The following is a 23,750-nucleotide window of genomic DNA, read 5'->3' as shown; positions in this document are numbered from 1 at the left end:
GGGGAGGACGTGGCGTCGGCTTTCAGCTAGCCAGCGGCATCCCCATTTTCAAGCGAAGCCATGCAAACCGAAATCAACTTCGACGGCATTATCGGCCCAAGTCACAATTATGCCGGGCTTAGCCACGGCAATCTGGCGGCGACCAAGAACCGGGGCTTGGTAGCGCGTCCGCGGACCGCCGCTCTGGAGGGGGTGGCCAAGATGCGCGGCAATATCGCGCTAGGATTGGCCCAGGGCATCCTGCTGCCGCATGCCCGGCCCGATCAGAGGTGGCTAGCAGGCCTGGCGACCGACTATTCCGCTGCCTCTCCGCTTCTGAAGGCGCAGGCCCTTTCCGCATCGCCGATGTGGGCGGCCAATGCCGCGACGGTCTCCCCCGCGCCCGACACCTTGGACCGCCGCTGCCACCTCACGGTGGCCAATCTGGTGACGATGCCGCATCGCAGCCACGAATGGCCCGAGACGCTGGCGCAGCTTCGGCTTGCCTTCGCCCACCCCGCCTTCGCAGTGCACGGCCCGGTCCCAGCCCCTTTCGGTGACGAGGGCGCGGCCAACCACATGCGGCTCGCGCCTGCCCACGATGCACCGGGCGTCGAGATATTCGTCTATGGCGATGCCGGCAGCCCCTTCCCCGCCCGCCAGCACCGCGAGGCCAGCGAAGCGATCGCTCGCAGCCATGGCGTGCAACAGGCGCTGTTCGTGCGCCAATCGGAGGAGTCGATCGCGGCGGGAGCTTTCCACAACGATGTGGTGGCGGTCGCCAACGGCCGCGTGCTGTTCGCGCACGAACAGGCATTTGCGGACAAGGACCGGTTCTACACCGATCTCCGCGCCGCGCTGCCCCAAGTCGAAATCGTCGAGGTCCCGGCAAGCCAGATCGGCCTCGAAGATGCGATCCGCTCCTATCTGTTCAATGCGCAACTCGCCACGCTGCCTTCGGGCGAAATGGCGCTGATCGTTCCCGTCGAGGCTCGCGCCATGCCGAACGTGTGGAACTGGCTTGAGGCGCATATCGCCGGCAATGGCCCGATCCGCCGGCTCGAAGTGGTGGACGTCCGCCAGTCGATGGCCAATGGCGGCGGGCCGGCCTGCTTGCGGTTGCGCGTGGTCGCCGATCCCGCGACGATCGACCCGCGCTTCCTGGTCGATGCGGCAAAGCTGGATCGCATCGCGGCGATCATCGCCCGGCATTGGCCCGAGCAAATCGCGCAGGACGAGCTGGGCGATCCCGCGCTGATCAGGACCGTCGAAGAAGCGCGCCGCGCGCTGCTCGAAGCCCTGGAAATCGTCGAATTAATTGACAGGTAACCAAGTCGCTTAACTCGGAATCGCGCGTTTCCGGGATTGGCCCGGCGCTTGCTTAACACAAGGCATGTTCGCTCGCATCAGCCGCCTTTTCACGATCAAGACCAAGTTCGAGGCGTACCTGATCATCTATGGCCTGGCGACCGGGGCGGCCGAGCGCGGGGTGCACTACATGAAGCTCTATCCCGGCGCGATGGGCTGGGTGTTCTTCGCGCTCTGCCCGATCGCGGTGTTCATGGCGGGCGCCAAGATTTTGGACTCGTTCGATGTTCTGGATTGATGCGCGATTGTGCGGCGCCACGGGGGGCGCTACCCGGGTTCGGGTCCGCACAGCGGGCGGGGGAGTTTGAAATTGCGCCTGTTTCCGGGAATTTTCACGACGCTCGCCGCGCAGGCGCTGCTCGTCTCCGTAGTGCCGGGCGGGGCACTGGTGCTGTTCCTGCACCAGACCAGCGCGTTTCAGGTGGAAGCGCGTGATCGCGACCGGCTTGAAGGTTTTGCGCTCGCCGCGAGCCAGGCGGCGCGCGCGGGCCGTCCGCTCGATCAGATAGTGCGCGAGCTTGACCCCAGCCGGCTCGGCGGGCGCGTCTCGCTGGTCACGCCACAGGGCAATCTGATTGCGGGTCCGGGAGGAGCGGCGATCGTCGAGCGCCCCGTGCAGGTCGATGGCCGCACCGTCGCGATTGCCCGGTTGGTAAAGCGGGCGGAGTTCACCGATGCCGACCGGCGCTATCTCGCCACCCAATATATCGGGATCGGCGTGATCGTGCTCGCGCTGTTCACTGCTTTGCTGATCGCCGCCTATATCTTCGCACGGCGCTGGACCCGGCCGCAGCTCGAGCTTTACCGGATGAGCCGCCAGGTCGTGCACGGGGATCACGAGATCGATTTCGACGAAGAGGGCCCGCCTGAGACCGTGGCGACGATGCGCAACCTGCATCGCATCGCCAGCCAGTTCAGCCGGCTGGAGACGGCGCGCCGCACGTGGCTGGTGTCCATCTCCGGCGAGCTCAAGCGCCCGACCGAGAATATGGGCGAGCATTTCATTGCGCTTTGCCAGGTCGAGCCGCCGATCCCGCCCGAACTGCTGGCGGGGATCGAGGAAGACACGCACCGCTTGATCCACATGGCCGAGGATCTGAGCGCCATCGCGCTCGCCGATCTGGGTCGCTTGCCCGTCACCTTCGAGCAAGTCGATCCGCGCGCCTTGATCCACAATGCGATCTGGACTCACAAGAAGCGCGCCCAGACGCAGAATGTACGGCTGGAGACGAGCACGCTCCCGGAATACACTATCCTGGTTAAGTGGGACGGCGCCCGGATCGAGCAATTGTTCGGCGCGCTGATCGACAATTCGCTACGCTATACGCCGGGGAACGGGCGAATCGTGCTCGGCCTGGAAAGCTCGCGCGATGCCTGGCGTCTGATCATCGACGACAGCGCCCCCGGCGTCGACATCATGCTCGCCCAGCGGCTGTTCGAGCCTTTCTATCGCAGTTCGGATCGCCCCGAGGATTCGGCGGCGGCATCGGGACTGGGCCTCGCCACCGCGCGCGCTATCGTGGAGGCGCACCATGGGCGCATCGAAGCGAGCCGCTCGCCGATTGGCGGCTTGCGTGTCACGGTGGTGCTGCCCGCGAACCCGCCTACCGCGTAATTCGTGCTACCGGTGTCAGCGCGGCTGCGCTAAGCGGGTGCAACGAAGAGTCTAGGAGAGGCGAGGATGCGGTCCACCGTATTGAATACATTGCGCTGGATCATGCTTGCGCTGGCGTTCGTCGCCCTTCCCGCCAGGGCGCAAAACGAAAAGCGCATCGAAGACACGATGAAGCGTGCGACGCGGTTCATGGTCGAGAAGGTCGCCACCAATGGCGGCTATGTCTGGTCCTATTTGCCCGACATGTCGCGGCGCTGGGGCGAGATGGAGGCTTTCCCCTCGATGATCTGGGTCCAACCTCCGGGGACCGCGACGATGGGCCATCTGTTCCTCGACGCCTATCACGCCACGAACGACCCTTATTATTATGAAGCAGCCGAAAAGGCGGCGGCAGCGCTGATCGCGATCCAGCATGAGAGCGGCGGCTGGCATTATTTCGGCGATTTCGGCGGCGAGCCCTCGATCCGGCGCTGGTACGACACGATCGGCAAGAATGCCTGGCGGCTCGAGGAATTCCAGCATTATTGGGGCAACGCCACGTTCGACGATGCCGGCACCTCGGAATCGATGCAATTCCTGCTCCGCCTGTATGTCGAGAAACACGATCCCAAATATCTGCCGGCGCTGAAGAAAGCGCTCGGTTTCGTGCTGGAGAGCCAATATCCGATCGGCGGCTGGCCCCAGCGCTACCCGCTCAAGCCTGATTTCAGCCATCACGGCAAGCCCGATTACACCGGCTTCATCACCTTCAACGACGATGTCGCGGGCGAGAATATCCGCTTCCTGATCATGTGCTATCAGGTGCTGGGCGGCGACGTGAAAGTGATGGATGCTATCACGCGCGCGATGAACGTCTATCTGGTGACGCAGCATGGCCAGCCCCAGCCCGGTTGGGGCCTCCAGCACAGCCTGGACCTCAAGCCGATCGGCGCGCGCACTTACGAGCCGACCGCCCTGACGACGCACACCACGGCGGCCAATGTCCGCCAGCTGATGAGCTTTTATCGGCTGACCGGCGAGACCAAGTTCCTTGCGCGAATCCCGGAAGCGCTCGACTGGCTCGAAAGCGTCAAGCTGCCCGATGACAAGGTGAAGAACGGCCGCGCCTATCCCACCTTCATCGAGATCGGCACCAACAAACCGCTCTACATCCACCGCCGCGGCTCTAATATCGTGAACGGCGAATATTATGCCGATTACAATCCCGATCGCACGATTACGCATTACAGCTCGTTCCGCGCGATCAACGTGCCGGCGCTGCGCAAGGAATATGAAACGCTCAGGGCTTCCAATCCGGCAGAGATCGCCAAGGACTCGCCGCTGCGCCCGGGAGTGGCCAAGCCCCTGCCCCGCTACTGGTTGCTCGACGAAGTCGAGACCTCCGACCTCAACACCGCCGGCGGCAAGCGCGGACCTGATGCGCTGATCAAGTCGCTCAATGCGCAGGGCTGGTGGCCGACCGAGCTGCGCGCGACGAGCAATCCCTATGCCGGCGACGGATCGCCCACCCCCGCGCCCGGCGATTTCGGGCAAACGCTGGTAGGCGACGCGACCGACACTTCGCCGCACAATGCCGAAAAGCCGGTGATCGGCATATCCACCGGCACCTATATCGAGAACATGAAGGTCCTGATCGCAGCGCTGGGCCGCTAGATCCGGTCGCGCAGGTCGAGCGCATTGGACAACGCCGCGCCGGAGGCGGTGTTGTCGTAGATCGTCCAGCTTTCGTCATAGGCGGCGAGCGCAGTGGCGTGCGCGGCGATATGCTTGGCCGAATAGGACGACCAATAGGTTCGCGGCGAGCCATGCAGCCGGAAATAGGCCAGCCCGAGCCAGCCGCCCGGCTGCGCCGCGCCATCGGGCACCGCCGGATCGGCGGCCACTCGCGCGATGCGGCGCTCCGCCAGCATCGCACCTACTTCGGGTTCGAACCAGCTCGCATGCCGCGGCTCGATCACGATCTGGCCGCCGATGACCGCGTCTACCGCATCGAAAAACCGCTCCGCGACTTCCCCCGGAAATGCAAAGCTGGGCGGTAATTGCACCAGCAACGGCCCTCGCTTGCTGCCCAGCCCGGCGATCTCCGCCGCGAATGCCGCCAGCAATTCTTCCGAATCCACCAGCCGCTGTTTGTGGCTGATCGTCTTGGGAAGCTTCACCGCAAAGCTGAAATGCTCAGGTACAGCCTCGGCCCAGCGCGCATAAGTCGCGGGGCGATGCGGACGGTGAAAGCTCGAATTGATCTCGGCGATGTCGAAGCAGGCCGCGTAGCGCTGAAGATGCGAGCCCTCCCCAGCCATGCGCTCCGCCTCCGCGCGTGGAATCGTCCAACCCGCAGTGCCGATCCTTGCCATGCAACGCTCCCCTATGCCTCAGCACCGCAACGCCCTTCGCCCGGTCTGGTTTCTCCCACAGTATTTCCAGGTGTAATCTCATATATTGATCAGTCGTCGTGCAAATTGGCACCTGGCTTGAGGAGCGCTCGCAAAGAGCATACACTCGCCGGAATAAACTCGGGGAGAGGTAGATGATGAGACCAGGTCTCTTGGCGGCGATGCTCTGCATTGCGACGCCCGCCGCGGCGCAAAGCTCCGAGGCGTCCGACTGGACTCCGCTGTTTAACGGCAAGGATTTCGAGGGCTGGACGAGCGCCTGGGCCAAGCCGCCGGTCGATGATCGCCCCGCGTCGAGCATCTTCACGGTCGAGAACGGCACGATCCGCGCTTATGCCGATCGCGAAGCGGGCACCAAGCAGCAACAGGCCTATATTCTCACCAATGGCGATTACCGAGATTACCGGCTCAGCCTCGAATATAAATGGGGAACCAAGAAATTCCCGCCGCGCATGGACCTGGTCAGAGACGCCGGCGTGATCTTCCACGCTTACGATCACAGCATCCTCAATTGGCCCTATGGCGTGGAGGCGCAGATCCAGGAGGGCGACACCGGCGACCTCTGGGCCATTTCAAGCCGCGCGAGCAGCACGATCCTCCCCCTCACCCAGCGCTATGCGACACCGGCCGAGGGTGGGGTCCCGGTGACCGTCGGCACCTATGGAAGCTTCCAGCGGATCCGGCATGGGGCGCTCAACGAGCTTCCCGAATGGAACACGCTGGAGATCGTGGTGCGCGGCGACACCGCGACTTACATCGTCAACGGCTTCGTCAATATGCGCGCGACCGGCTTCAAGCGCTGGGACGCGGCGAGCTCGACATGGGTCAGGCTCGATCATGGCAAGATCGCGCTCCAGGCCGAATTCGCGGAAATCTATTATCGCAACATCCGCCTCCGCCCGCTCACCCCGGAAGAAATGAAATGAGGCTGTTGCTCGCGATGGCGGCGTTGGCCACGCCCTGGACAGCCATGGCCCAGGTCACGCCCGATATCGCACCGCTGACCGAGGTCTGGAGTCCCGTTCCCGTCAAGGTAATACCGGGAAAGCGCGACGCCGATCGCCCGAGCGACGCGATCGACTTGCTGGCCGGTCTCGACAATTGGGAAAGCGTCAAGACACCGGGAGCGGCACGCTGGCGTCTGGAGAACGGCGAACTGACCGTCGCGCCCCGCACCGGTGATATCCGCACCAGGGCTACGTTCGGCGACGCGCAGTTGCATGTCGAATGGATGACGCCCGAGGAATCTGTCGACAAGACCGGGCAGAACCGCGGCAATAGCGGAATTTACCTGCAGGAACGCTATGAAGTGCAGGTCCTAGATAGCTTTACCAACGTGACCTATTCGAACGGCCAGGCCGGCGCGATCTACAAGCAGTTCATCCCGTTGGTGAATGCCTCCCGCCCCGCGGCGGAGTGGCAGAGCTACGATATCGTCTTCACTGCTCCGCGCTTCGGCGCAGACGGCAAGCTCAAGTCGCCCGCGCGGATGACGGTTTTCCACAATGGCGTGCTGATCCAGAACCATGTCGAGCTGAAAGGCCCAACCGTGTTCCGCGGCCCGCCATCCTATGGCCCCCCGCATGGCGAGGCGCCCTTGTTGCTCCAGGATCACGGCCACGAGGTGCGCTTCCGCAACATGTGGCTGCGAAAGCTTTGAAACGCGATGTCCTGGAAGAATTGGCGCGCCCAGCGGAAGCTGAGTCGAACGCCTGGGAGCTGATACAGACATTCAAAGATTGGTCCAACATCCTGATTGATACGTCCATCGGCGGAGCTCCGCCGAAGAGGGTAGCGAATGATGAGATACTAAGCCCCCACCCTAGAGAGACGCGTAAGAAAAAGCAGTCCCTGCGAGCCCGGCGAAAATTTGCGGGCAAGGAGGGATGAATGGTCCGCAAAACTTCTCCGCCAAATCTTAGTGAGGCACTGCGGAGAGCGGCGGGCGATACGAAGGTCAGCTCCGCCAAATCCTATACCGCGCCTGTTTCCTTGCGCATGTCATTCGAGGAAAAGGCGCGGCTTGAGCGCGCGGCCGCCGGCATGTCCGTCGCCGCCTATATCCGGTGGCGGCTCTTTGACCCGGACAACCCTCCACCCAGGCTGCGCGGCAAACATCCGGTCAAGGACCATCAGGCGCTAGCGAAACTCCTGGCGCTGCTGGGGCAGTCGAGGCTGTCAGCAAACCTCAATCAGCTCGCACGCTCCGCTAACATTGGCAGCTTGCCTGTGACGCCTGAGGTAGAGGCCGAACTCGTAAAGGCATCCGAACACATCGCTGAAATGCGCAGGCTTCTGCTGGAGGCGCTGAACCTGGAGGTCACATGATCCTCAAGGCCTCACAGCGCGCGGGCGCAAAGCAGCTTGGCGCTCACCTTCTGAGGGCAGATGAAAACGAGCATGTCGAGGTACACGAAGTCAGCGGCTTCGTGTCGGACAGCGTTATGGGCGCGATGACGGAAGCCTATGCGGCGGCGAAGGGTACGCAGTGCAAGCAGTACCTGTTCTCAGTGTCGCTCAATCCGCCTGCTGATGAGAGCGTGCGAGTCGAGGTGTTCGAAACCGCGCTGCGCATGATTGAGGAACGAAACGGGCTCCGTGGCCAGCCGCGTATCGTCGTGTTCCACGAGAAGGAAGGTCGCCGCCACTGTCATGCTGTGTGGTCGCGCATTGATGCGGACACGATGACGGCCAAGCCCCTGCCCTTCTTCAAAACCAAGCTGCGCGACATCGCTAAGCAACTTTATCTCGAAAACGGCTGGAAGATGCCGGAGGGGTTCATCGACTCCCGGCTCCGCGATCCCCGGAATTTTGCGCTTGATGAGTGGCAACAGGCAAAGCGCGAGGGCATCGACCCGCGCCAACTGAAAGGCGTCATCCGCGAGTGCTGGGCTGCCTCAGACAATGGAGCTTCCTTCAAGCAATCGCTGGAAGAGCGCGGGCTGTTCCTCGCCCGCGGAGAGCGCCGCGCGCATGTCGCCGTCACCATTGAAGGCGAGGTGTTCTCAATACCGCGCGCGGTCGAATTGAAGGCGAAGGACGTAGCCGCGCGCCTTGGGGATCCCAGCAAGCTGGATACGGTTGAGGATGTAGCGCGCCGCCTCGCTGGGGAGATGAGCAAGCGGCTGAAGTCTCATATAGCTGAGGCAAAGCAGGTAGCATCGGCGGCGATCCGGCCGCTCCTCGAACGGCGCAATGCGATGAAGTCGGCGCATATTGCGGAACGCGAGAAGCTCGATGCGGGCCTGAAGCAGCGCGCCGACCGCGAACAGCGGGAGCGCTCGGCTCGCATTCGGCATGGTGTGAAGGGCGCGTGGGACATCATCACCGGGCGCTATTTCAGGGTGCGAAAGCAGAATGAAGTCGAGGCGTTTTTCGCGCTCCAGCGCGACCGCAATCAGCGTCATTCGCTCGTCCAAGCCCAGCTGAAAGAACGGCGACAGTTGCAATCGGAGATTGTGCTGACGCGAGCCCTTTAAGCCGAGCGGCTGCTCGCGCTCTACCGGGACGCGGCGCGGTTCCGGGAAGTGCGGGAGACCGGACGACCCAGCGCGCGAGCTGCGAGCCGCCAAGAGCGGTCGCGAGATATGGGCCGATAACGGTTATCTTCTGACGCAATCAACATGCTTCCTTCGGCTGGCACCCCACTTCAGCAATCGGGTTGAGCAACATAGCTCGTCGCGATCCTTCGCGTGCAAGGCTTGGAGCCTCCTATTCTGCGTTACGGCCGCAAGGCGGTGCACGTAGCTCCGACGAGCCCTTCCGCTTCAACGCTTGCCAATGGTGGCGAGCCTGAAAGCGAAGGAAGCTTCCATGTTCAACATCACGAAATCGGACCTGCAAAGGAAATCGTCCAATCAACTCCCCGCTCTGTTCCAGCTCGCGACCTTTCAAAGCTCTCAGCAATCCAAAGACGGCAGACAAGCTAGCCGCTTGCTGGCCCTCATCCGCTGCGAGCAGGCACGGCGAGCGACGGAGCCTCAGCCTTGATGCTCGTCGCCGGCATTCTTCGCCAGCACCTCGGACATGGCACCGGACACTGTCTCATCGACGAACTGAGCGGACGCGCTGCGCAGCTTTGCGCGGAGCGCCTCAAGCTCTGGCGTACGCTCTGGGGCCACGAAGAAATCCCAGGAGCATGAGGCGAATGCCTCGTTCAAATCATCGGGGAGCGGTTGCTCATCTTCGCGAGAGCCTACCAGGACACGATTGGCGGAAACGGGCATGAATACCGCCGATGCCTCGCCTGCATCAGCCAGCATCAGAGGCAGCATGGCCTCATTCCCATCTCGTGCCACAGCTACGCAGTCTGGCAGCACGAGGGTCATATTCGATTCAGCTACGCGCCACCGGAACGCACTTAGCTGCTCCACCCGGAGCAGCGGTGACATCCCTGCTTTCTCCAAGTTTTTTCGCTGAGCGCTCGCGGCGACCTCCGCGAGTTGCTCCTCTTTGCCGGTAAACGCCTCCATCAGCGGCCCTTTGATTTCCGAGTGGAAGGCACCAAAGTTTGCTTGAACATGGGCGTATGCCAGTTCGCCAAATGCCTCTCGGCTCATGCCCATCAATTCGAGTAGGGGTCCGACCTTCGCGAGTTCCTCTTGCAGCACATCATTGAACATGGCCGAGGGCTTGTCCCCCGTAACGCCCAGCATCGCCCGCGCCTGATCCTCCTCGGTTAGCGTCCCGACTAGCGTGCCGAACAGCGCGCTTCCTGCGCTCGACATCGACTTGCGGAAGTGGTCGTTGCGAATGATGAGATGCGTGACGAGTTCTGCGGCCGCCAGGCTCTCTACCGCTTCGCCGCTCAGCATCTGCCGGAGGGAAGCAATCACCTCGCTCATGGGCGACTCGTAGTTGGTGATTTTGTCGTCAAGCGTTTCGTCGCCGCCGGCCACGCTCAATTCTGAATAGAAATTTCGTTCAGCGCCGATGCCGTCTGTGGCAGCCGTGAAGATCCCACGCTCGTAGGTGTAGACGACCACCTGAATTTTGTCGCCCTTTCCGGGCCGGCCAAAACCGCGCAGCAAGCTCTGCGGGATGAAATGTTGTTTTCGGCCCGACATATTCTCTCCCGTCCAGTTACGACCGAGCGAAGGAGATTAGGGCCGCGAAATCGTGCCCGTCCGCTGCGCGGAGCGCCTCTATATAGTGGGCGCGGGTTGCTCCTGCATCGACAAGACTCGCGCTCCCCCAAGTGAACGCCGTCCTGCCCAGCTGCTCGACGAGAAGGTCTGCGATAAGGCGCGAGAAACGCCCATTGCCGTTCGGGAACGGGTGAATGGCAACGATGCGGTGGCTGAAGCGCACGGCAATCTCATCGGGCGGATAAGTGCCGTTCTCCACCCAGTATCGCGCGTTATCGACTGCCAGCCGAACCTCGGTCGGAATGAGATAAGCATCAATGCCGATGTTGCGTGGCGACTTCCGGTACTGACCAGCCCAGCGCCATACCTCGCCGAACATTCGGCGATGAAGTTCGCTCAGGAGATTCTGGTCGAGAACGTCGCGGCGACGCGCTGATGCCCAGCTCAGCGCGTCGCCGATATTCACCTGCTCTGCTTCGTTCAGCTCGCTGCGCAGCGTGATGTAGGACGGTATGAGTTGTTCCCGCTCCTCTTCGGTGAGCGGTGTGTTTGCCTCGTCGTCATCATCGAAAAGCGGGTCCGACATCTCGCGCCTAGTTATCCCACAGCTGACGCGGCGAGCCGGCCAGATACCCGTTGATGAGCCGCTGCTGCTCGTCCTGAAGGTCGGTGCGACGAAGCGCCTGGTTCTCCAGCTTCATCGTATGGTCGAGGCGCGCTATATCCTTGCGCGCCTTCTCCTTGGCACGGTCCTCCAGAATTTCGTCGAGCGGCTTCACCGGCACGAAGGTATAAACAAAGGTGCAGTTCATGGCTTCGGCGGCCTCGCGGAGCGTCTTGATGGTGGTGCCGCCGGTGACTTCCGCCTTTTCGATTGTCGGCACGCGCGATGGCGAAACCCCCATACGCTCGGCCAGTTGGCGGGTGCTCATTCCCAGCGCCTCGCGGATGGCTCGCATCCAGCCGCGCGGAGGCACGGCCAGCTCCAGTTTGCGCACACCTACGAGGCGCTTCTCTAAGTGCTTTCTGGCAAGGATTTGCTGTTTCGTGTTCATATATATGTGTCCTGTTGGCGTTGGTTATAACACATATATGTGAGCATTACAATTAGAATTGCTCTTATATTTGTGGTCAAATAACCCGCTTCCAAATACGTATATGTGAGCATTATGATGCACCGCTCCGAAGGAGCGGTGCACGGAAACGGCGCTTAAGCCGCAAAGGAGCCCAGATAGTCAGCCGCCGCCTGCGCGTTGCTGGCGGCTGCAAAGATGGCCCGGCTGTCGTTCTTCAAGACTTTTCAGCCAGGTGGCGATGTAGGGCGCGTGGTCGGTTCGCGGGTCGCTCGGGAGGCCGAGTTGCCCCGCGACAAAGGCCGCTCCCAACTCCGCCACCAGCTCTTCCATCGCATAGGCTTCGGACCCAAACCGCCCAGACAGGTCACGGTCGAGCCGCGCCTTTGCTCCGCTCCAGTGTGTCAGTTCATGGGCGAGCACGGCATAGTAGCCGACGGGCTTCGCAAACTGGGAGAAAGGCACCATGCGGACGATATCCGCCACAGGCTCATAGCAGGCCATGTTGCCGCCGTGGACCACAGTCGCCGGATGGATGCAGCCGAGCGCGCACGATACGATTGTTTGGGACACGGACATTCCAGGATTTGGGTGCAAGGTAACGCCCAAGGGGCGACGCAGTTTTTTCCTGTATTATCGGACGCGCGAAGGCCAGCAGCGCCGCCCAACGATCGGACGGCACGGAGCAGTTAAGCCAGAGGCGGCGCGGGAGATAGCGCGAGCTTGGCTCGCCGAAGTGGCAAAAGGGCAAGACCCCTCTCTAAGCCGGTCCGACGCGCGATCCGCCCCTACGATGCGGGACTTCTGCGAACGATATATGAGCGACCATGCTGACACGCGAAAGAAGGCCAGTTCTGCGAAGGGCGACCGGCGCTTAATTGACCTGCACATTTTGCCAGCGCTTGGAGCCAAGAAGGTGGCGTCCATAACCCGGGCCGACATCGTTTCCCTTCACAATTCCATGAAACGGACGCCTTACGAAGCCAACCGAACCGTCGCTCTTGCGTCAACAATGTTCAAGCTCGCAGAGCGTTGGGGCCTTCGATCTGATGGTTCAAATCCCGCAGGAAATATCGTGCGCTACCGCGAGGCAAAGCGAGAGCGCTATCTTTCTGAGCAAGAAATTGAACGCCTCTGGGTCACTCTGCACGCGCCCGACGCCAACACCATGGCGTCCCCCTCGGCCCTCGCTGCCTTGAAGCTTCTCATTTTGACGGGGCGACGGCTGAGTGAGGTTCTTACGCTGGAGTGGTCGTTCATTGATTGGAGCAACAAGGCGCTCAAATTGCCGGACACCAAATCGGGAGCGCTGGTCGTCGCGCTGGGTGAGAGTGCTCTGTCGGTCCTCTCGGAGTTGCGCGATAGCGTCAATTTGGCCCGTAAACGCACGCTAGAGGCCGGTAAGGCTTGGAAAGAGCCTCGCTTCGTCATTGGCGGTCACGGTGCCTCTGGGCGGCTTGTAAACCTCCAGAAGCCTTGGCGTCGCATCCGAGAACGGGCGGGCATCGCCGACGTTCGTATTCACGATCTGCGCCATACCTTTGCTTCCGTAGGGGCTGGCCTTGGCATGAGCCTGCATATGCTGGGGCGACTATTGGGGCATAGTCAAGCAGCTACCACGAGCCGCTACGCACATTTAGCGCAGTCGCCGGTGCAAGCAGCAGCGGATGCCATCAACGCCGAGATGATGCGAATGACGCGTCAGGGGGAGCAGCCCCGCGTGGAAGTGTCCTAGTTTCAATGCGCTGTGGCCCGTACAGGAAGCGGGCAGCCTGAAAGCAAGAGCCCCGGCAATGCCGGGGCTCTTTTCGTCTAGGTAGCCGGGGTGTTCCCTCAAGGCTAGGTGGCACCACCAAGGGGTGTTTCCGCTGCCCGACGATGCTTACTCTGGCTGGACGGCACGTTACCGCTGGACCAATTTACTAAAGACTTGTCCCACATCATTTTGCGCTTCTGCCCATCCACCTTGGACAAGCCGGGAAGCTGTGGTTATCCCGCCGTCGCGGGTGTTTCCGGCGTCGATATCAGGCGACCCATAGTGAGCGTCCTCCTTCCACGCTAAACCGAGATAGTAAGGCCGTTCCGAAATGCAAACTAGGACACGACCCGCAGCGTAGAGGTCATTGCATAAGCTGGGCGCGGGAGATTTCGGACGTTGCGACCGCGCCCAAGCCCTTCCCCAACAATATCCCACCGAGCTCCACGCAATCGAAATGCTGGGTGCTAGGACCGGTGGTCGTCCTCAAGGTGGCGTTGACCGTCTCAGGAGTGAGCGGGCGGCCAATCGGCTCTTGCCCTCGCAAGCTAACGTTGTTCTCGTTCTCCCCAACTCGACCGGGAGAAAACGCTTCCGTAGCCAAACCAAGCTCGGAGGAAATCTGGCACACATAGCCCGTTGCCGGGCGCTGGTCGGAATACTCCCACTCGTCGCGAGCTAACTGCCGCGCAGAGTAGCGGACGGCGTGGTAAAGGAGTCCCCGGCCCCCTGTCTCAAGCTCGACGACCCTTAAGCAATCGAAGCCATTTGGGCTGCGCCAGCAACGTTCGATACTGGAACCGACACGTTGGGTCATACTGCCTTCGGGGCTGGCGATCCATTTCAAACTAGCACCGCGCGGTGGCTGTTCGTTGGTGCCGCACGCTGCCAGAGACAGTCCAAGAATCGTTGCAAGTCTGGGTCTCATTGCCGCCTCCTTCATTTGGAGGCGTCCCGGTCTGAGCCGGGCGTTCGTAACCTAAGCTCTCGCAAAGGCGCATGCGCCTTTACCGGCAAGCCGGCTGGACATGCGCGCATGCCACCCGGCCGCAAAAGCGACCGGCCGAGAGCTTTGAGGTTACGACGCCTCACATTCGGGACAGACCGAATGCGGAGCCGATGTTGCAGATCGCGGTTGAAGGCGCAATCACCGAGGGGGCGGAGCTTCTGGATCACCGCGGGCAACCAGGCCGCCGACGCCCTAGTATGGCTGAGCCTTGAGACTCATAGCTATCCTATGTTCACGACATATGGAGATCGACGAAATGCTTAGTTCTCACTTGCTCACCGAGGCTCAGGCCGCCGCGAAACTATCGCTCGCAAAGGCGACGCTGGCTCGATGGCGTTGGCAAGGCATTGGCCCCGCGCACATCAAGCTTGGTAGTGCGGTGCGTTACGCGGAAAGCGATTTGGATGCCTTCATCGCACACGGAAAGGTGTCGGCTTGAGTGGTTTCTTCGATGCGGTGGACAGCGACATTCTAGTGCGTTCGGACGGCAACGCCTTCGTTCCGGCAGGTCAGCCGTTCTTCCCTAGTGACCGTTCCATTGGCCCTGCGGACTTCTACGCCCTGCCGGATCGGGTGACACTGTGGTTTGGCCCGTTTCCCGACGACGAGCTTCGGCATCGCCTTGCCGGTCGGTATGAAGATGCTTGCTGGATGGCCGATCCGAATTCGGAGTTTCACACAACTGTCGTTGGTGCGTACGTGCGGGTCCGGCGTCTGCGGCAGGCCCCGGTTCACAAACTTTCAGACTGGTATGATTTGCTCCCGGGTGAACAAATGATGCTCCATCCTCAGCCTTCGCAAGCGGAGGTGCGAGCGGCTCTGTCGCGTACCAAGTACCTTCGAACTCGCGGCTTGCAATTTTCTGCAAGTCAGAAAGATGATAGTTCGCTGTGGGCATCGCGCGAAGCAGCCGCTCCCGAAGCCGTCTAAATCGATTCTATAGAAATCGCGTTTTCCTCATTTTTCACCCCTTACAAGTAATTCTTTAGCATACTTATTTATTATTATCATTCATCTGGCTATAGATATATATAAAATTACCTTCATCCCTGTATATAAAGGGTGTAAAATGAGGAAAAGGGAAATCTATAGACGCGATTGAGACGAGCTATGCGCAGCGATAAATTATCCAATATTTTTGATCTGCCTGTTGGCAAAGAGTACTACGTCGAGCCTTTGCCCGGTGAGGAGCAAGAAGCCGCCTTTCAACGGTTAAAGCGGCGAACAGCAAAATACCAAGCTGACGGGAAATTCTATCGGTTGAAAATCGACGGCGCCGGGGTCGTCATTCAGCGTATTGAGAAGGCGCAACGAGGCCCCCTTTCCGACTGGCTCATTATGCCCACGGGAACACGCCTTCTGCTGAAATCAGAGCCTACCGATAAGGACCGAAAAAAGGCGTGGCAAATTGCGGCTCGGCTCAGTTCGAACTTCAAAGAAAGTCATGAGTCAGGCTTTTGGCATACCCTCCTTGATGCTCAGGGCCGCTTGGTTGCGGAGCGATATGTTGGGTTAGATGGCGAATTGCTGAAGGGGAATGGAGCAGGTGGCCGTTACACAGATTCGGTCCCACTCGCTGACCTCTGGGCCGGCGAATGGAAATGAATAGGCCGTGTGCAGGCCGATGGCCCGCTAGGTTGGCCCCATCTCTAGGCGATGGCGCAGCCTCTAGATGGTCACGATGCTTCAGCCACATTACGGCAGGTTGACCTTACTGCCTGAGGGGAATGTGGGAGTTAATCAGCAGATTTTCGGTGTTGACGCCCTTGGATTGTAGAGCGTCGAACATGCGCGCGAATACCACGTAGGGATGCGCGGTTGGCCCGATAATCAATCGGTTTAATATCTCGGGGATGGTCGCCCCGACAAACCCTTCATCGGGGTAGTTTTGAAAAATAAGCTTATAGATGTTCTGGGGAACGTCGTTCAAGGAGCAGGTTGCGGGCATGATACGATCTGGCAGCGTGGCATCGACATGAGGCTGATAAACGACGCGCCATTCGCGTTCCTCACGAAAGCCAAGATGCTTGGTAGAGACACAAGCCCACCTGAACACCTGCTCCATGTTGGCACTGATAAGGCTGCTACCTGTCTGCTGCTGGTGCGCCGCCTCAAGCTCGCGGAGCAAATCAACCTCCTCCACTAGTTTATCGGCAATCTCGTCCATGTGTTCCGCGAACACAAAATGATCCGCGTACATAACCGGGATTGTGACTGCCGAGATGGCATTGGTCGGAGATAAAATCGGTCCGTTGTTTAATACCAGCGCAGCGCCAGTCTGCCGCCCATACGCACGCCACATGGACAGTCGACCGAACTGGTCCTCGGAAGGATCGTGTTCGGATAGCGAGATAATGTAGGTGTCGTTGAGGAGGCTAAAGACGTTAGAATCGAACGCCTTGACCAGCGCGTCCACCCCTTCGGGATTTATCTCGCTTATCGCCGCTCTCAACTTATCGCCCCGTTCGTGCCCCCAATACGCACGAAGGCACTCCAATCCATGCTGAATCTCCGAAAAGTCGTTCATCAGGGTGGCGTTGCGCAGCCAAATAGAATTGTTCTCTATGATCGAGAGAGCCGCTTCACAGCTCGTGTAGTGAACGAAGCGCTGCCCATTATCCCGAGCTTCGTATATCTTCCGAGCGCCATACGGCGAAAATACCGGCCCGAGCCGTTCGAGCAGCTCTGCTTCCGTCATTTGCTCAACCATGTCTACCGCCCGCTTTGACCGTTGAAGCTATGCGCATTTCGTAGTCGCATTGGCAAACCGCAGTATCGTATGCGACTACTGGCAAATGCCCGACATCGAAATGCAGGCCCGACTTAGCGAACTACCGGACTATCCGGCGATACGAGATATTCAGCGAGCACTCTGGGGTGCCGGTGAAGTGCGCGGCGCGGCAGTGATGGTCGGCGCGGGCTTTAGCAGAAACGCGCAACGCGCCACAGCAACGGCTCCAATACCCCCGCTGTGGAGCAACTTTGCAGCCAGAATGGCCGCTGATCTTTATCCCTCCGCTCCCACGTCTGCTCCAACCGATCCCCTGAGGTTGGCTGAGGAATATCGCTCGGCTCTCGGGCAGCCAGCGCTTGAGGCGTTAATTCGAGAACTAGTCCCGGACGCACAGTGGCTACCTGGTCCATTACACCGAGACCTCCTCTCACTGCCTTGGGCTGACGTGCTGACGGTAAATTGGGATACCTTGCTGGAAAGAGCCGCTGCCGCTGATCACGAACGCACATATGAGTTGGTGGAAACCGTCAATTCGATTGCGCGCACGCGGCCACCCAGAATTGTTAAGCTGCATGGGAGCTTGCCGTCGCACGCTCCGTTTATTTTTACTGAAGAAGACTTCCGCACCTATCCACAGCGGTTTGCACCCTTCGTGAATCTTGCGCAGCAGGTGTTGCTCGAAAATGACCTTTGCCTGCTTGGATTCTCCGGCGACGATCCAAATTTCCTTCAATGGGCCGGATGGGTTCGAGACCAACTAGGCGCCAGCGCGCGGCGCATTCGCCTTGTCGGAGTTCTTAATCTCTCGACATCCCGGCGGAGGCTGCTTGAGGGGCAGAACGTCACTCCGATCGATCTTGGGCCTCTCGTCGAACACCTTGATCCAGCTGACCGCCACCGTGTGGCAACAGAGGTATTTTTATGCGCCCTTAAGGACGCGAAACCCGCCCCAGCGCATAAGTGGTCCCGTCCTTCGGACTCGCTCCACGAGGATCTGCCACTAACGGAACTCCTTGATATTTGGTCTGGCGAGAGGATCAGTTATCCCGGTTGGCTTCTGGCCCCCTCGGTTGAACGTTATCGCGTGCGCTTCGCAACGGAGCGATATTTGCATTTTCTGGCGAATTCATTCGAGCAGGAGGAAGCTAACCTTCGCAGCCGCATCTCGATGGAGATCGTATGGCGGTGTAACGTAGCATTATGGGGCCTGCCGGATTGGCTTGCGCTGAAACTGCCCGATCTTCTGGACGACCATGCTAGTGCGTTCAGTCGAGAGGAGAGGATATTCCTTTGGCTCGCCCTAGCGACGCACGCGCGGGAGTTGCGTGATAGCCATATGTTGGAAGCTCACTTGGAGAGCGCGACGAAGGAAGCTGTATCGGCAGACGAAATTGCCGCCGTCGCTTATGAAAGGTGCCTGTGGGCCCGCGACAGCTTGGACTATCTTGAGCTAGCCAAATCGATCCCTTTGTTGGTCGGTTCCGATCCCACGTGGAAGCTTCGACGCGCATCCATGTTGGCCGAACTCCGTGAGCCGAAAGAAGCCGCTATCTTGATGCGAGAGGCGCTCCTCGATATTCGCACCATTAAAGCACGAGATAGAAAATCGCTTTGGCTGCTGTCCCGCGAAGCGTGGGCGCACATGTTACACCACATCAATTTCTTCGAGCTCCCGAAGGAAGACAGGCTTACCGACGATGATTGGCCGCAGCGCTATGCCGAAGCGCATTGTGACCCTTGGGATGAGTTGCGCCATTGGGATCACGACTACGAATCGGCACGCGACCGAGTGAGCAAGCGTGCGCAAGAGGATGACCCCGGTTACAATCCAGGATTTCGCCGCAGATACAAAACTCCACGCGAAGGTTGGACAAGCAGCGCTATTACCGAGCCATTTCTAGAGTTGAGCCGTTTAATCGATCTCGTGGGCATCGCCCGCATGCCTCATTCCGACCTAGTGGAAAGTCGATTAGGGCGCGCTATAGAGCTAATGTCTCCAGGTACATCTTCGGTGTGGGGATCAATTCGCTCGCTTCATGATTCGGAAAAGGGCCTAATAAATCGGGGTTTCAACCGAGTTGCCGTTGCCCTTCTGGATCAAGAGATAGTAGAAGATGTTATCTCTCGGCTGCGCTCTGCCGTTGATTACGGAAGGGCTAGATTACTTTCAAATAAGCGCGATGATGACGGCGAACTTCGGTCTAGTGATTGGGTAGAGCGCGTTCGCATATTCACAGAATTGCTTTCTCGTCTGGTCGTTCGCGTTTCACCGGATAACGCCATCGAGATTTTCCGTTGGGGCACGTCGCTTGCTCACGATCCGAACTGGTCACATTGGTGGCTGTTTGAACCACTGTCCAATTTGTTGAAACGAACTTTGGATACAATTCCGCCAGAGCAGCGGGCCGAGTTAGCATTCGATATAATTAATCTTCCACTCCCGGGTGAGTTCCGGGGGCCCAAATCAATGGAGCGCTATTGGCCTGAGCTGTCGCAAGAGCTTGACGATAGCCGGATCGTTTTAACGCGTTCGGGAATTGTATGGGAGGCGCGGATAGCGGCGATAATCGAACAGGTCCGGAATCCGTACAGTCGTACCCGGGCAATACTGGCTGCCCTGACCCTTTCACGGAAAGGAATCTTGTCTGGGAGTGAGAAGCAGGCGCTTGCTGCGGCGGTCTGGTCCCAAATTGACGAGGCGAACCAGCTGCCGGGGGGTACTCAGTTACTTCCGCACGTCTTTTTAGAATTGCCAGAACCTGAACTGGGGAAAGCTACAGCCGCTTTCCGCTACGGGGTAATTGAGGAGGCTAAAAACGGATCTGCTTCTGACGGCGATTTGCAGAGTCTCGCCTACGCATGCAAGACTTCGGACGGGTGGCGTATGTCGCTCGCCCGCGTCGATGCACTTAAGATTGCCGACACGTTGCTCGCGTGGAAACCTCCTAAGGCAGGTGAAGCTCGGGCTGAGGCTTTCGACCGCGGCGATGCGATCGGCAGAGTATTGGCAGACGCTGTGTTGCCAGTGCTCAACGCATCAGATTTGAAGAAACGGGCGGATCGTCTGTTCGCTTTGGTGGAAGAGAGCGGTATTACGGGACCGCTGGAAGCGCTTCCGAGATTGGTTACCATGCTGCCTGCAATCGAGGGGAGAGCACTTGAGCACATTCGGCGCGCCTTGGCGTCTCGTGCGCCAGAAATCGTATTTCCAGCAATGAGCGCTGTCGCCCGGTGGATACAGCTAGCGGAGCGGGACGGCGTGGCCTTCCCACCCGTACTCGCGCGGGAGGTTGCTTCGTTATGTGGTATGCGACGAGAACCGGCGCTATTTCCCGCGCTACAAATGGCGCGAAAGCTCGTTATCGCTGGTCTCGCGACAGAAGAGGACCAAGACAGGTTGGTCGAGGCATTAGAACTTTTAGCGGTCGAAACCGACTATGCGACCCAAGACGAAGGCGACTTCAATGCGATGTCCCTGACCCTTGTGCGGAAGGAATGCGTTCGACTCGCAGACGCCCTTGCGAACGCGGGCAGACAGGCGGCTGCGCTCAAAAGTTGGGTAGAGAAAGCGCCGGGCGATCCGATACCGGAAGTGCGATACGCATTATTCGAACCAGATGACACCTAGCCACGCTTCGAAAAATATTTCGGAACCGACAGGGCCATAACTACAAAATGACTGCTGATTGGAGCGTAGAAAGGGTGTTACCCTTCGCCAGCCTGCCCCGCGCGCTATCTATGTGCTACCTAGAGAAAAGGGCTCAGCGGCAGGGTAGCCGCTAAGCCCTTAGAAACTCTGGCGCGCCCGGAACGATTCGAACGTCCGACCCTCAGATTCGTAGTCTGATGCTCTATCCAGCTGAGCTACGGGCGCGCGGGAGAGGCGTCCTTAGAAGCGCCCGCCAGGAAGCGCAAGCCCGTTGCGCCACCTTTTGCATGGGCATAGACGGGCGCCATGCGTAGCCTTGTCCTGATCCCCATAATCGCCCTCGCCGGCTGCGTCGAAAGCGCCAGCCGCTATCCGTCGCTGCTGCCGCGCCCTGCTGAAGCGCAAAGCCTGGAAGAGCCGGTGCGGCCCGTGCCGGTGGCGACGCCGGATGCGGCGCTCGACAAGCAAGTGAGCGGCCTCACGGCCCAGCTCGATGCCATCTCCGCCGCGTTCAACAAGGGTGCGCAGGACGCCGAGGCGCGGATCGCAGTGGCGCGCGGCTTGCCCGAGGGCTCGGGGCCGTGGCTTGACGCACAGACTTCGCTTGCGGAGCTCGATACGCTTCGCGCGCCGCTACTGACGCTGCTATCCGACCTGGAGACACTGGCGATCGAGCGGGGAGCCGCCGGGCTGCCGCCCTACCCCGCGCTTGACGCCGCGGTGGAGCGTGCGGGCGCGCTGTCTCGCCAGCAGGAGGGGCGCTCCCGTTCACTCGAAGCGGCGCTCGCCGGAGGCTAATCGTCCTGCAGCGACGGGTGGAGTGCGCGCATGACGGGCAGCACCGAACCGTAATCATCGGTCCACGGCGTGAAACCGGGATAGATTTTCAAGCCCCGCCAGCCGCCGCCGCGCGCCACCAACCTGGCCAGAGTGGCGCGGTCGCGAGTCAGCGCGATCCATTCGGATGCGCTCCCCAGATCGGTGCTTTCCTGTTGCTTGACCGCGGTCTTGCCGTCCCTGGTGGGCTCGGCGACGAATTCCAGATCGGGCTCATAGGACAGCCGCGCCGCCTGCCAGCCTCCGTCGCGCGCGGCGGCCGAGACGATCGGGGCCAGCGCCATGAAACGGTTCGAGATATGGACGAGCAACAATCCTTTTGGGGCGAGCGCATGGGCATAAGTGGCGAACGCCTCGCGCGTCAGCAGATGCATGGGCACCGCATCGGATGAGAAGGCATCGAGCGCCAGCAGGTCCATCCCGCCGGGCTGCGCCTCGGCCAGCCGCAGCCGCGCATCGCCGATGACGATCGGCGCCCGGGGCAGGCATTGCGGCACGAAGGTGAAGCGGCCGGAATCGCGCGCGATCGAGACCACGGCCGGGTCGATCTCGTAGAAATGCCATTGCTGGCCGGTCCGGGCGTAGCAAGCGAGAGTCCCCGTCCCCAGCCCGACCACGCCGACGCGTGCGGCGGGGCCATAGAGCTCGGGCAATGCCAGCATCGCCTGGCCTACGCCGGAGCCCGCGACATAATAAGTGGTCGGCTGGCGCGATTTGCCGCCCTTAAGCTGGATGCCGTGGAGCGTCGTGCCGTGCGCCAGCGTGCGCTCGTCGGGGTAATCGGTGACGGTATAGACGCCGAAATAACTGCGCGTGCGCGCATCGGCGAGGGACAGGTCGATCGAGCGATACCCGCCGAACAGGAACAGCGCGCCGGCGAGCGCCGCCAGATAGGGCGCGCGCTTCCCCACTGCGAACAGGCCTATCGCGGCGACCATCAGGAATGCGATCTGCTCGTGCATTTCGCCCAGGAGACCGCCAGGATTGGCGATTCCGATCCACACGATCAGCACGATGAGCAGGCAGGCCGCAAGGAACTTGATCCGCTGCAACTGCGCATCCCCTGCCCACAGCCGGCCGATCGCGGGCAACAGGAAAACCTGAGGCACCAGCGCCCCCGCCGCCAGGATCAGCAGCGGATATTCATAGGTCCAATCGAAGAGGATCGGCGCGAGCAGCCCCGAAAAGACGCCGCCGAGCACGCCGCCGACCGACATCGCCAGGTAGAAGCCGGTGAGTCGATCGGGCGCAGGCCGCAATTGATACATGCGCGCGTGACAGGAGACCGACACCAGGAAGAGCAGCAACAGGCCGATCAGGGCGTTCATATAGGCCAGCTTCTGGTGCCCCGCGATCATCGTGGCGCCGAACAGCAGGATCGTGACCGGCACGAATTTGGCCAGTAGGGCCGGTATCTGGGGGCTATCCGAAAAGGCGACCGAGAAGCTGAGCAGATAGAGCCCCAGGGGCAGCACCCAAAGCATCGGTACAGCGACGATATCGGTGGTGAGGAAGGTGGTGGTCGCCAGCATCAGCCCCGAGGGCACAAAGGCAAGCACGACCCAGTGAAGCACCCGCCGCCGCGCTGGCGCTTCGCTGACGTGCGCCACATGCGGGGTCCCCGCCGTCTTGCGCGGCAGCATCGTCGCGCATCCCGCGATCAGCAGCATCACGACGACATAGCCAGCGGACCACAGCCAGCTTTGGCCCTGCAGCGCCAGACCGGGCTCGACCAGCAGCGGATAAGCGATCAGCCCGCCGAAACTGCCGATATTGGAAGCGGCATAGAGCGCATAGGGATCGCGCCCGCCGCTAGCGACGCTATACCAGCGCTGGAGCAAGGGCGCCTGGGCCGAGATCGCGAAGAACAAGGGCCCTATCGACGCACCGAACAGCCAGGGCACCCAGATCGCGGGCTCGGCGTCGGCGGGCAGCTCCATCTGCATCAGCCCGATCGGCAGCCAAAATGCGGCGACCGCCAGTACGCAAAGGTGGATCGTCGCCTGCATTCGCGGCGGCACGCGCCCCAGCCAATGCGCATAGGCATAGCCGCCGAGCAGCAGCGCCTGATAGACGAGCATCGCGGAGTTCCACACCGCCGGTGCGCCGCCCAATTTCGGCAGCGCCATCCGGGCGAGCATCGGCTGGACGAGGAAAAGCAGGAAGGATCCGGTGAGGATCGCCGCGACGAAGAGCCAGGGAAGGTGGCTTGGGGGCTGGATCCGGCCCTCGGCTTCGTCGGTCATTCGC

Annotated in this window: 21 protein-coding genes and 1 tRNA gene; 14 read left to right on the top strand and 8 right to left on the bottom strand. The window is 60.7% G+C overall.

Annotated features, from left to right (window positions below; genetic code table 11):
• The first annotated feature begins 60 nt into the window (after nucleotides 1-60).
• The 4 genes from VF617_RS12125 to VF617_RS12110 all read left to right on the top strand — a co-directional run bounded on the left by VF617_RS12125 (nucleotide 61) and on the right by VF617_RS12110 (nucleotide 4,615).
• On the top strand, nucleotides 61-1,308 hold the full coding sequence (locus VF617_RS12125) for an N-succinylarginine dihydrolase (protein ID WP_331015144.1): 1,248 nt from the start codon (nucleotides 61-63) through the stop codon (nucleotides 1,306-1,308).
• A 64-nt stretch (nucleotides 1,309-1,372) separates the two neighbouring features.
• Complete coding sequence (locus VF617_RS12120) at nucleotides 1,373-1,585, top strand: hypothetical protein (RefSeq protein ID WP_331015143.1); 213 nt, start codon at nucleotides 1,373-1,375, stop codon at nucleotides 1,583-1,585.
• A 72-nt stretch (nucleotides 1,586-1,657) separates the two neighbouring features.
• Nucleotides 1,658-2,962, top strand: a complete 1,305-nt coding sequence (locus VF617_RS12115; RefSeq protein ID WP_331015142.1) for an ATP-binding protein — start codon at nucleotides 1,658-1,660, stop codon at nucleotides 2,960-2,962.
• A gap of 66 nt (nucleotides 2,963-3,028) precedes the next feature.
• Nucleotides 3,029-4,615, top strand: a complete 1,587-nt coding sequence (locus VF617_RS12110; protein ID WP_331015141.1) for a pectate lyase — start codon at nucleotides 3,029-3,031, stop codon at nucleotides 4,613-4,615.
• Here the strand turns inward: VF617_RS12110 and VF617_RS12105 are convergent.
• Nucleotides 4,612-5,316 carry a DUF72 domain-containing protein gene (locus VF617_RS12105; RefSeq protein WP_331015140.1) on the bottom strand — a complete coding sequence of 235 codons (705 nt, stop codon included), beginning with the start codon at nucleotides 5,314-5,316 and terminating at the stop codon, nucleotides 4,612-4,614. The two genes, VF617_RS12110 and VF617_RS12105, sit on opposite strands and share 4 nt — an antisense overlap.
• A gap of 173 nt (nucleotides 5,317-5,489) precedes the next feature.
• Here VF617_RS12105 and VF617_RS12100 point away from each other — a divergent pair, with 173 nt between their 5' ends.
• From VF617_RS12100 to VF617_RS12085, 4 genes are all read left to right on the top strand, one after another.
• A complete protein-coding gene (locus tag VF617_RS12100) occupies nucleotides 5,490-6,281 on the top strand; it encodes a DUF1080 domain-containing protein (protein ID WP_331015139.1) in 792 nt (263 codons plus the stop codon).
• Nucleotides 6,278-7,015 carry a DUF1080 domain-containing protein gene (locus VF617_RS12095; protein ID WP_331015138.1) on the top strand — a complete coding sequence of 246 codons (738 nt, stop codon included), beginning with the start codon at nucleotides 6,278-6,280 and terminating at the stop codon, nucleotides 7,013-7,015. Before VF617_RS12100 ends, VF617_RS12095 begins: the two co-directional genes overlap by 4 nt.
• Before the next feature lie 230 nt (nucleotides 7,016-7,245).
• Complete coding sequence (locus VF617_RS12090) at nucleotides 7,246-7,683, top strand: hypothetical protein (RefSeq protein ID WP_331015137.1); 438 nt, start codon at nucleotides 7,246-7,248, stop codon at nucleotides 7,681-7,683.
• Complete coding sequence (locus VF617_RS12085; protein WP_331015136.1) at nucleotides 7,680-8,834, top strand: relaxase/mobilization nuclease domain-containing protein; 1,155 nt, start codon at nucleotides 7,680-7,682, stop codon at nucleotides 8,832-8,834. The genes VF617_RS12090 and VF617_RS12085 overlap by 4 nt, the downstream gene beginning before the upstream one ends.
• 501 nt (nucleotides 8,835-9,335) lie before the next feature.
• Here the strand turns inward: VF617_RS12085 and VF617_RS12080 are convergent.
• The 4 genes from VF617_RS12080 to VF617_RS12065 all read right to left on the bottom strand — a co-directional run bounded on the left by VF617_RS12080 (nucleotide 9,336) and on the right by VF617_RS12065 (nucleotide 12,088).
• The gene (locus VF617_RS12080; RefSeq protein WP_331015135.1) at nucleotides 9,336-10,421 is read right to left on the bottom strand and encodes a DUF4238 domain-containing protein; all 1,086 of its coding nucleotides are present in this window, start codon (nucleotides 10,419-10,421) and stop codon (nucleotides 9,336-9,338) included.
• 16 nt (nucleotides 10,422-10,437) lie between these two features.
• A complete protein-coding gene (locus VF617_RS12075) occupies nucleotides 10,438-11,028 on the bottom strand; it encodes a mobile mystery protein B (RefSeq protein WP_331015134.1) in 591 nt (196 codons plus the stop codon).
• A 7-nt stretch (nucleotides 11,029-11,035) separates the two neighbouring features.
• Complete coding sequence (locus tag VF617_RS12070) at nucleotides 11,036-11,497, bottom strand: mobile mystery protein A (protein WP_331015133.1); 462 nt, start codon at nucleotides 11,495-11,497, stop codon at nucleotides 11,036-11,038.
• 180 nt (nucleotides 11,498-11,677) lie between these two features.
• Complete coding sequence (locus tag VF617_RS12065) at nucleotides 11,678-12,088, bottom strand: zincin-like metallopeptidase domain-containing protein (RefSeq protein ID WP_331015132.1); 411 nt, start codon at nucleotides 12,086-12,088, stop codon at nucleotides 11,678-11,680.
• Between VF617_RS12065 and VF617_RS12060 the strand changes: the two genes are divergently transcribed.
• From VF617_RS12060 to VF617_RS12045, 4 genes are all read left to right on the top strand, one after another.
• Nucleotides 12,018-13,250, top strand: coding sequence for a site-specific integrase (locus tag VF617_RS12060; protein ID WP_331015131.1), 1,233 nt, complete (start codon nucleotides 12,018-12,020; stop codon nucleotides 13,248-13,250). The genes VF617_RS12065 and VF617_RS12060 overlap by 71 nt on opposite strands.
• 1,271 nt (nucleotides 13,251-14,521) lie before the next feature.
• A complete protein-coding gene (locus tag VF617_RS12055; protein ID WP_331015130.1) occupies nucleotides 14,522-14,719 on the top strand; it encodes a helix-turn-helix transcriptional regulator in 198 nt (65 codons plus the stop codon).
• Nucleotides 14,716-15,210 (top strand): hypothetical protein, encoded by a 495-nt coding sequence (locus VF617_RS12050; RefSeq protein WP_331015129.1) that lies wholly within the window; start codon nucleotides 14,716-14,718, stop codon nucleotides 15,208-15,210. Before VF617_RS12055 ends, VF617_RS12050 begins: the two co-directional genes overlap by 4 nt.
• A gap of 180 nt (nucleotides 15,211-15,390) precedes the next feature.
• Entirely contained in the window at nucleotides 15,391-15,885 is a 495-nt protein-coding gene (locus VF617_RS12045) for a hypothetical protein (protein WP_331015128.1), read from the top strand.
• Between the two features lie 106 nt (nucleotides 15,886-15,991).
• Here VF617_RS12045 and VF617_RS12040 read toward each other — a convergent pair whose 3' ends face one another.
• Nucleotides 15,992-16,990 (bottom strand): DUF2971 domain-containing protein, encoded by a 999-nt coding sequence (locus VF617_RS12040; protein ID WP_331015127.1) that lies wholly within the window; start codon nucleotides 16,988-16,990, stop codon nucleotides 15,992-15,994.
• A gap of 85 nt (nucleotides 16,991-17,075) precedes the next feature.
• On the opposite strand from VF617_RS12040, the gene VF617_RS12035 reads away from it, so the two are divergent.
• Nucleotides 17,076-20,642 carry an SIR2 family protein gene (locus VF617_RS12035; RefSeq protein WP_331015126.1) on the top strand — a complete coding sequence of 1,189 codons (3,567 nt, stop codon included), beginning with the start codon at nucleotides 17,076-17,078 and terminating at the stop codon, nucleotides 20,640-20,642.
• A gap of 169 nt (nucleotides 20,643-20,811) precedes the next feature.
• On the opposite strand, the gene VF617_RS12030 is transcribed toward VF617_RS12035, so the two are convergent.
• Nucleotides 20,812-20,888: transfer RNA gene (locus tag VF617_RS12030), tRNA-Arg, on the bottom strand.
• Nucleotides 20,889-20,969: 81 nt separating this feature from the next.
• On the opposite strand from VF617_RS12030, the gene VF617_RS12025 reads away from it, so the two are divergent.
• Complete coding sequence (locus VF617_RS12025) at nucleotides 20,970-21,461, top strand: hypothetical protein (protein WP_331015125.1); 492 nt, start codon at nucleotides 20,970-20,972, stop codon at nucleotides 21,459-21,461.
• Here VF617_RS12025 and VF617_RS12020 read toward each other — a convergent pair.
• On the bottom strand, nucleotides 21,458-23,746 hold the full coding sequence (locus tag VF617_RS12020) for a fused MFS/spermidine synthase (RefSeq protein WP_331015124.1): 2,289 nt from the start codon (nucleotides 23,744-23,746) through the stop codon (nucleotides 21,458-21,460). The two genes, VF617_RS12025 and VF617_RS12020, sit on opposite strands and share 4 nt — an antisense overlap.
• Nucleotides 23,747-23,750 lie beyond the last annotated feature (4 nt).

Source organism: Sphingomonas sp. (genome assembly GCF_036388215.1).
In the GTDB taxonomy this organism is placed as follows: domain Bacteria; phylum Pseudomonadota; class Alphaproteobacteria; order Sphingomonadales; family Sphingomonadaceae; genus Sphingomonas.
This window is presented reverse-complemented; position numbering and strand designations above follow the sequence as displayed.

Bases quoted from the DNA above. Each gene is read 5' to 3' on its own strand.
- VF617_RS12090 (WP_331015137.1), top strand. From the start codon at position 7,246: ATGGTCCGCAAAACTTCTCCGCCAAATCTTAGTGAGGCACTGCGGAGA.
- VF617_RS12110 (WP_331015141.1), top strand. From the start codon at position 3,029: ATGCGGTCCACCGTATTGAATACATTGCGCTGGATCATGCTTGCGCTG.
- VF617_RS12105 (WP_331015140.1), bottom strand. From the start codon at position 5,316: ATGGCAAGGATCGGCACTGCGGGTTGGACGATTCCACGCGCGGAGGCG.
- VF617_RS12100 (WP_331015139.1), top strand. From the start codon at position 5,490: ATGATGAGACCAGGTCTCTTGGCGGCGATGCTCTGCATTGCGACGCCC.
- VF617_RS12075 (WP_331015134.1), bottom strand. From the start codon at position 11,028: ATGTCGGACCCGCTTTTCGATGATGACGACGAGGCAAACACACCGCTC.
- VF617_RS12080 (WP_331015135.1), bottom strand. From the start codon at position 10,421: ATGTCGGGCCGAAAACAACATTTCATCCCGCAGAGCTTGCTGCGCGGT.
- VF617_RS12045 (WP_331015128.1), top strand. From the start codon at position 15,391: ATGCGCAGCGATAAATTATCCAATATTTTTGATCTGCCTGTTGGCAAA.
- VF617_RS12085 (WP_331015136.1), top strand. From the start codon at position 7,680: ATGATCCTCAAGGCCTCACAGCGCGCGGGCGCAAAGCAGCTTGGCGCT.
- VF617_RS12070 (WP_331015133.1), bottom strand. From the start codon at position 11,497: ATGAACACGAAACAGCAAATCCTTGCCAGAAAGCACTTAGAGAAGCGC.
- VF617_RS12060 (WP_331015131.1), top strand. From the start codon at position 12,018: ATGTTGCCGCCGTGGACCACAGTCGCCGGATGGATGCAGCCGAGCGCG.
- VF617_RS12020 (WP_331015124.1), bottom strand. From the start codon at position 23,746: ATGACCGACGAAGCCGAGGGCCGGATCCAGCCCCCAAGCCACCTTCCC.
- VF617_RS12120 (WP_331015143.1), top strand. From the start codon at position 1,373: ATGTTCGCTCGCATCAGCCGCCTTTTCACGATCAAGACCAAGTTCGAG.
- VF617_RS12055 (WP_331015130.1), top strand. From the start codon at position 14,522: ATGGAGATCGACGAAATGCTTAGTTCTCACTTGCTCACCGAGGCTCAG.
- VF617_RS12095 (WP_331015138.1), top strand. From the start codon at position 6,278: ATGAGGCTGTTGCTCGCGATGGCGGCGTTGGCCACGCCCTGGACAGCC.
- VF617_RS12025 (WP_331015125.1), top strand. From the start codon at position 20,970: ATGCGTAGCCTTGTCCTGATCCCCATAATCGCCCTCGCCGGCTGCGTC.
- VF617_RS12125 (WP_331015144.1), top strand. From the start codon at position 61: ATGCAAACCGAAATCAACTTCGACGGCATTATCGGCCCAAGTCACAAT.
- VF617_RS12040 (WP_331015127.1), bottom strand. From the start codon at position 16,990: ATGGTTGAGCAAATGACGGAAGCAGAGCTGCTCGAACGGCTCGGGCCG.
- VF617_RS12035 (WP_331015126.1), top strand. From the start codon at position 17,076: ATGCCCGACATCGAAATGCAGGCCCGACTTAGCGAACTACCGGACTAT.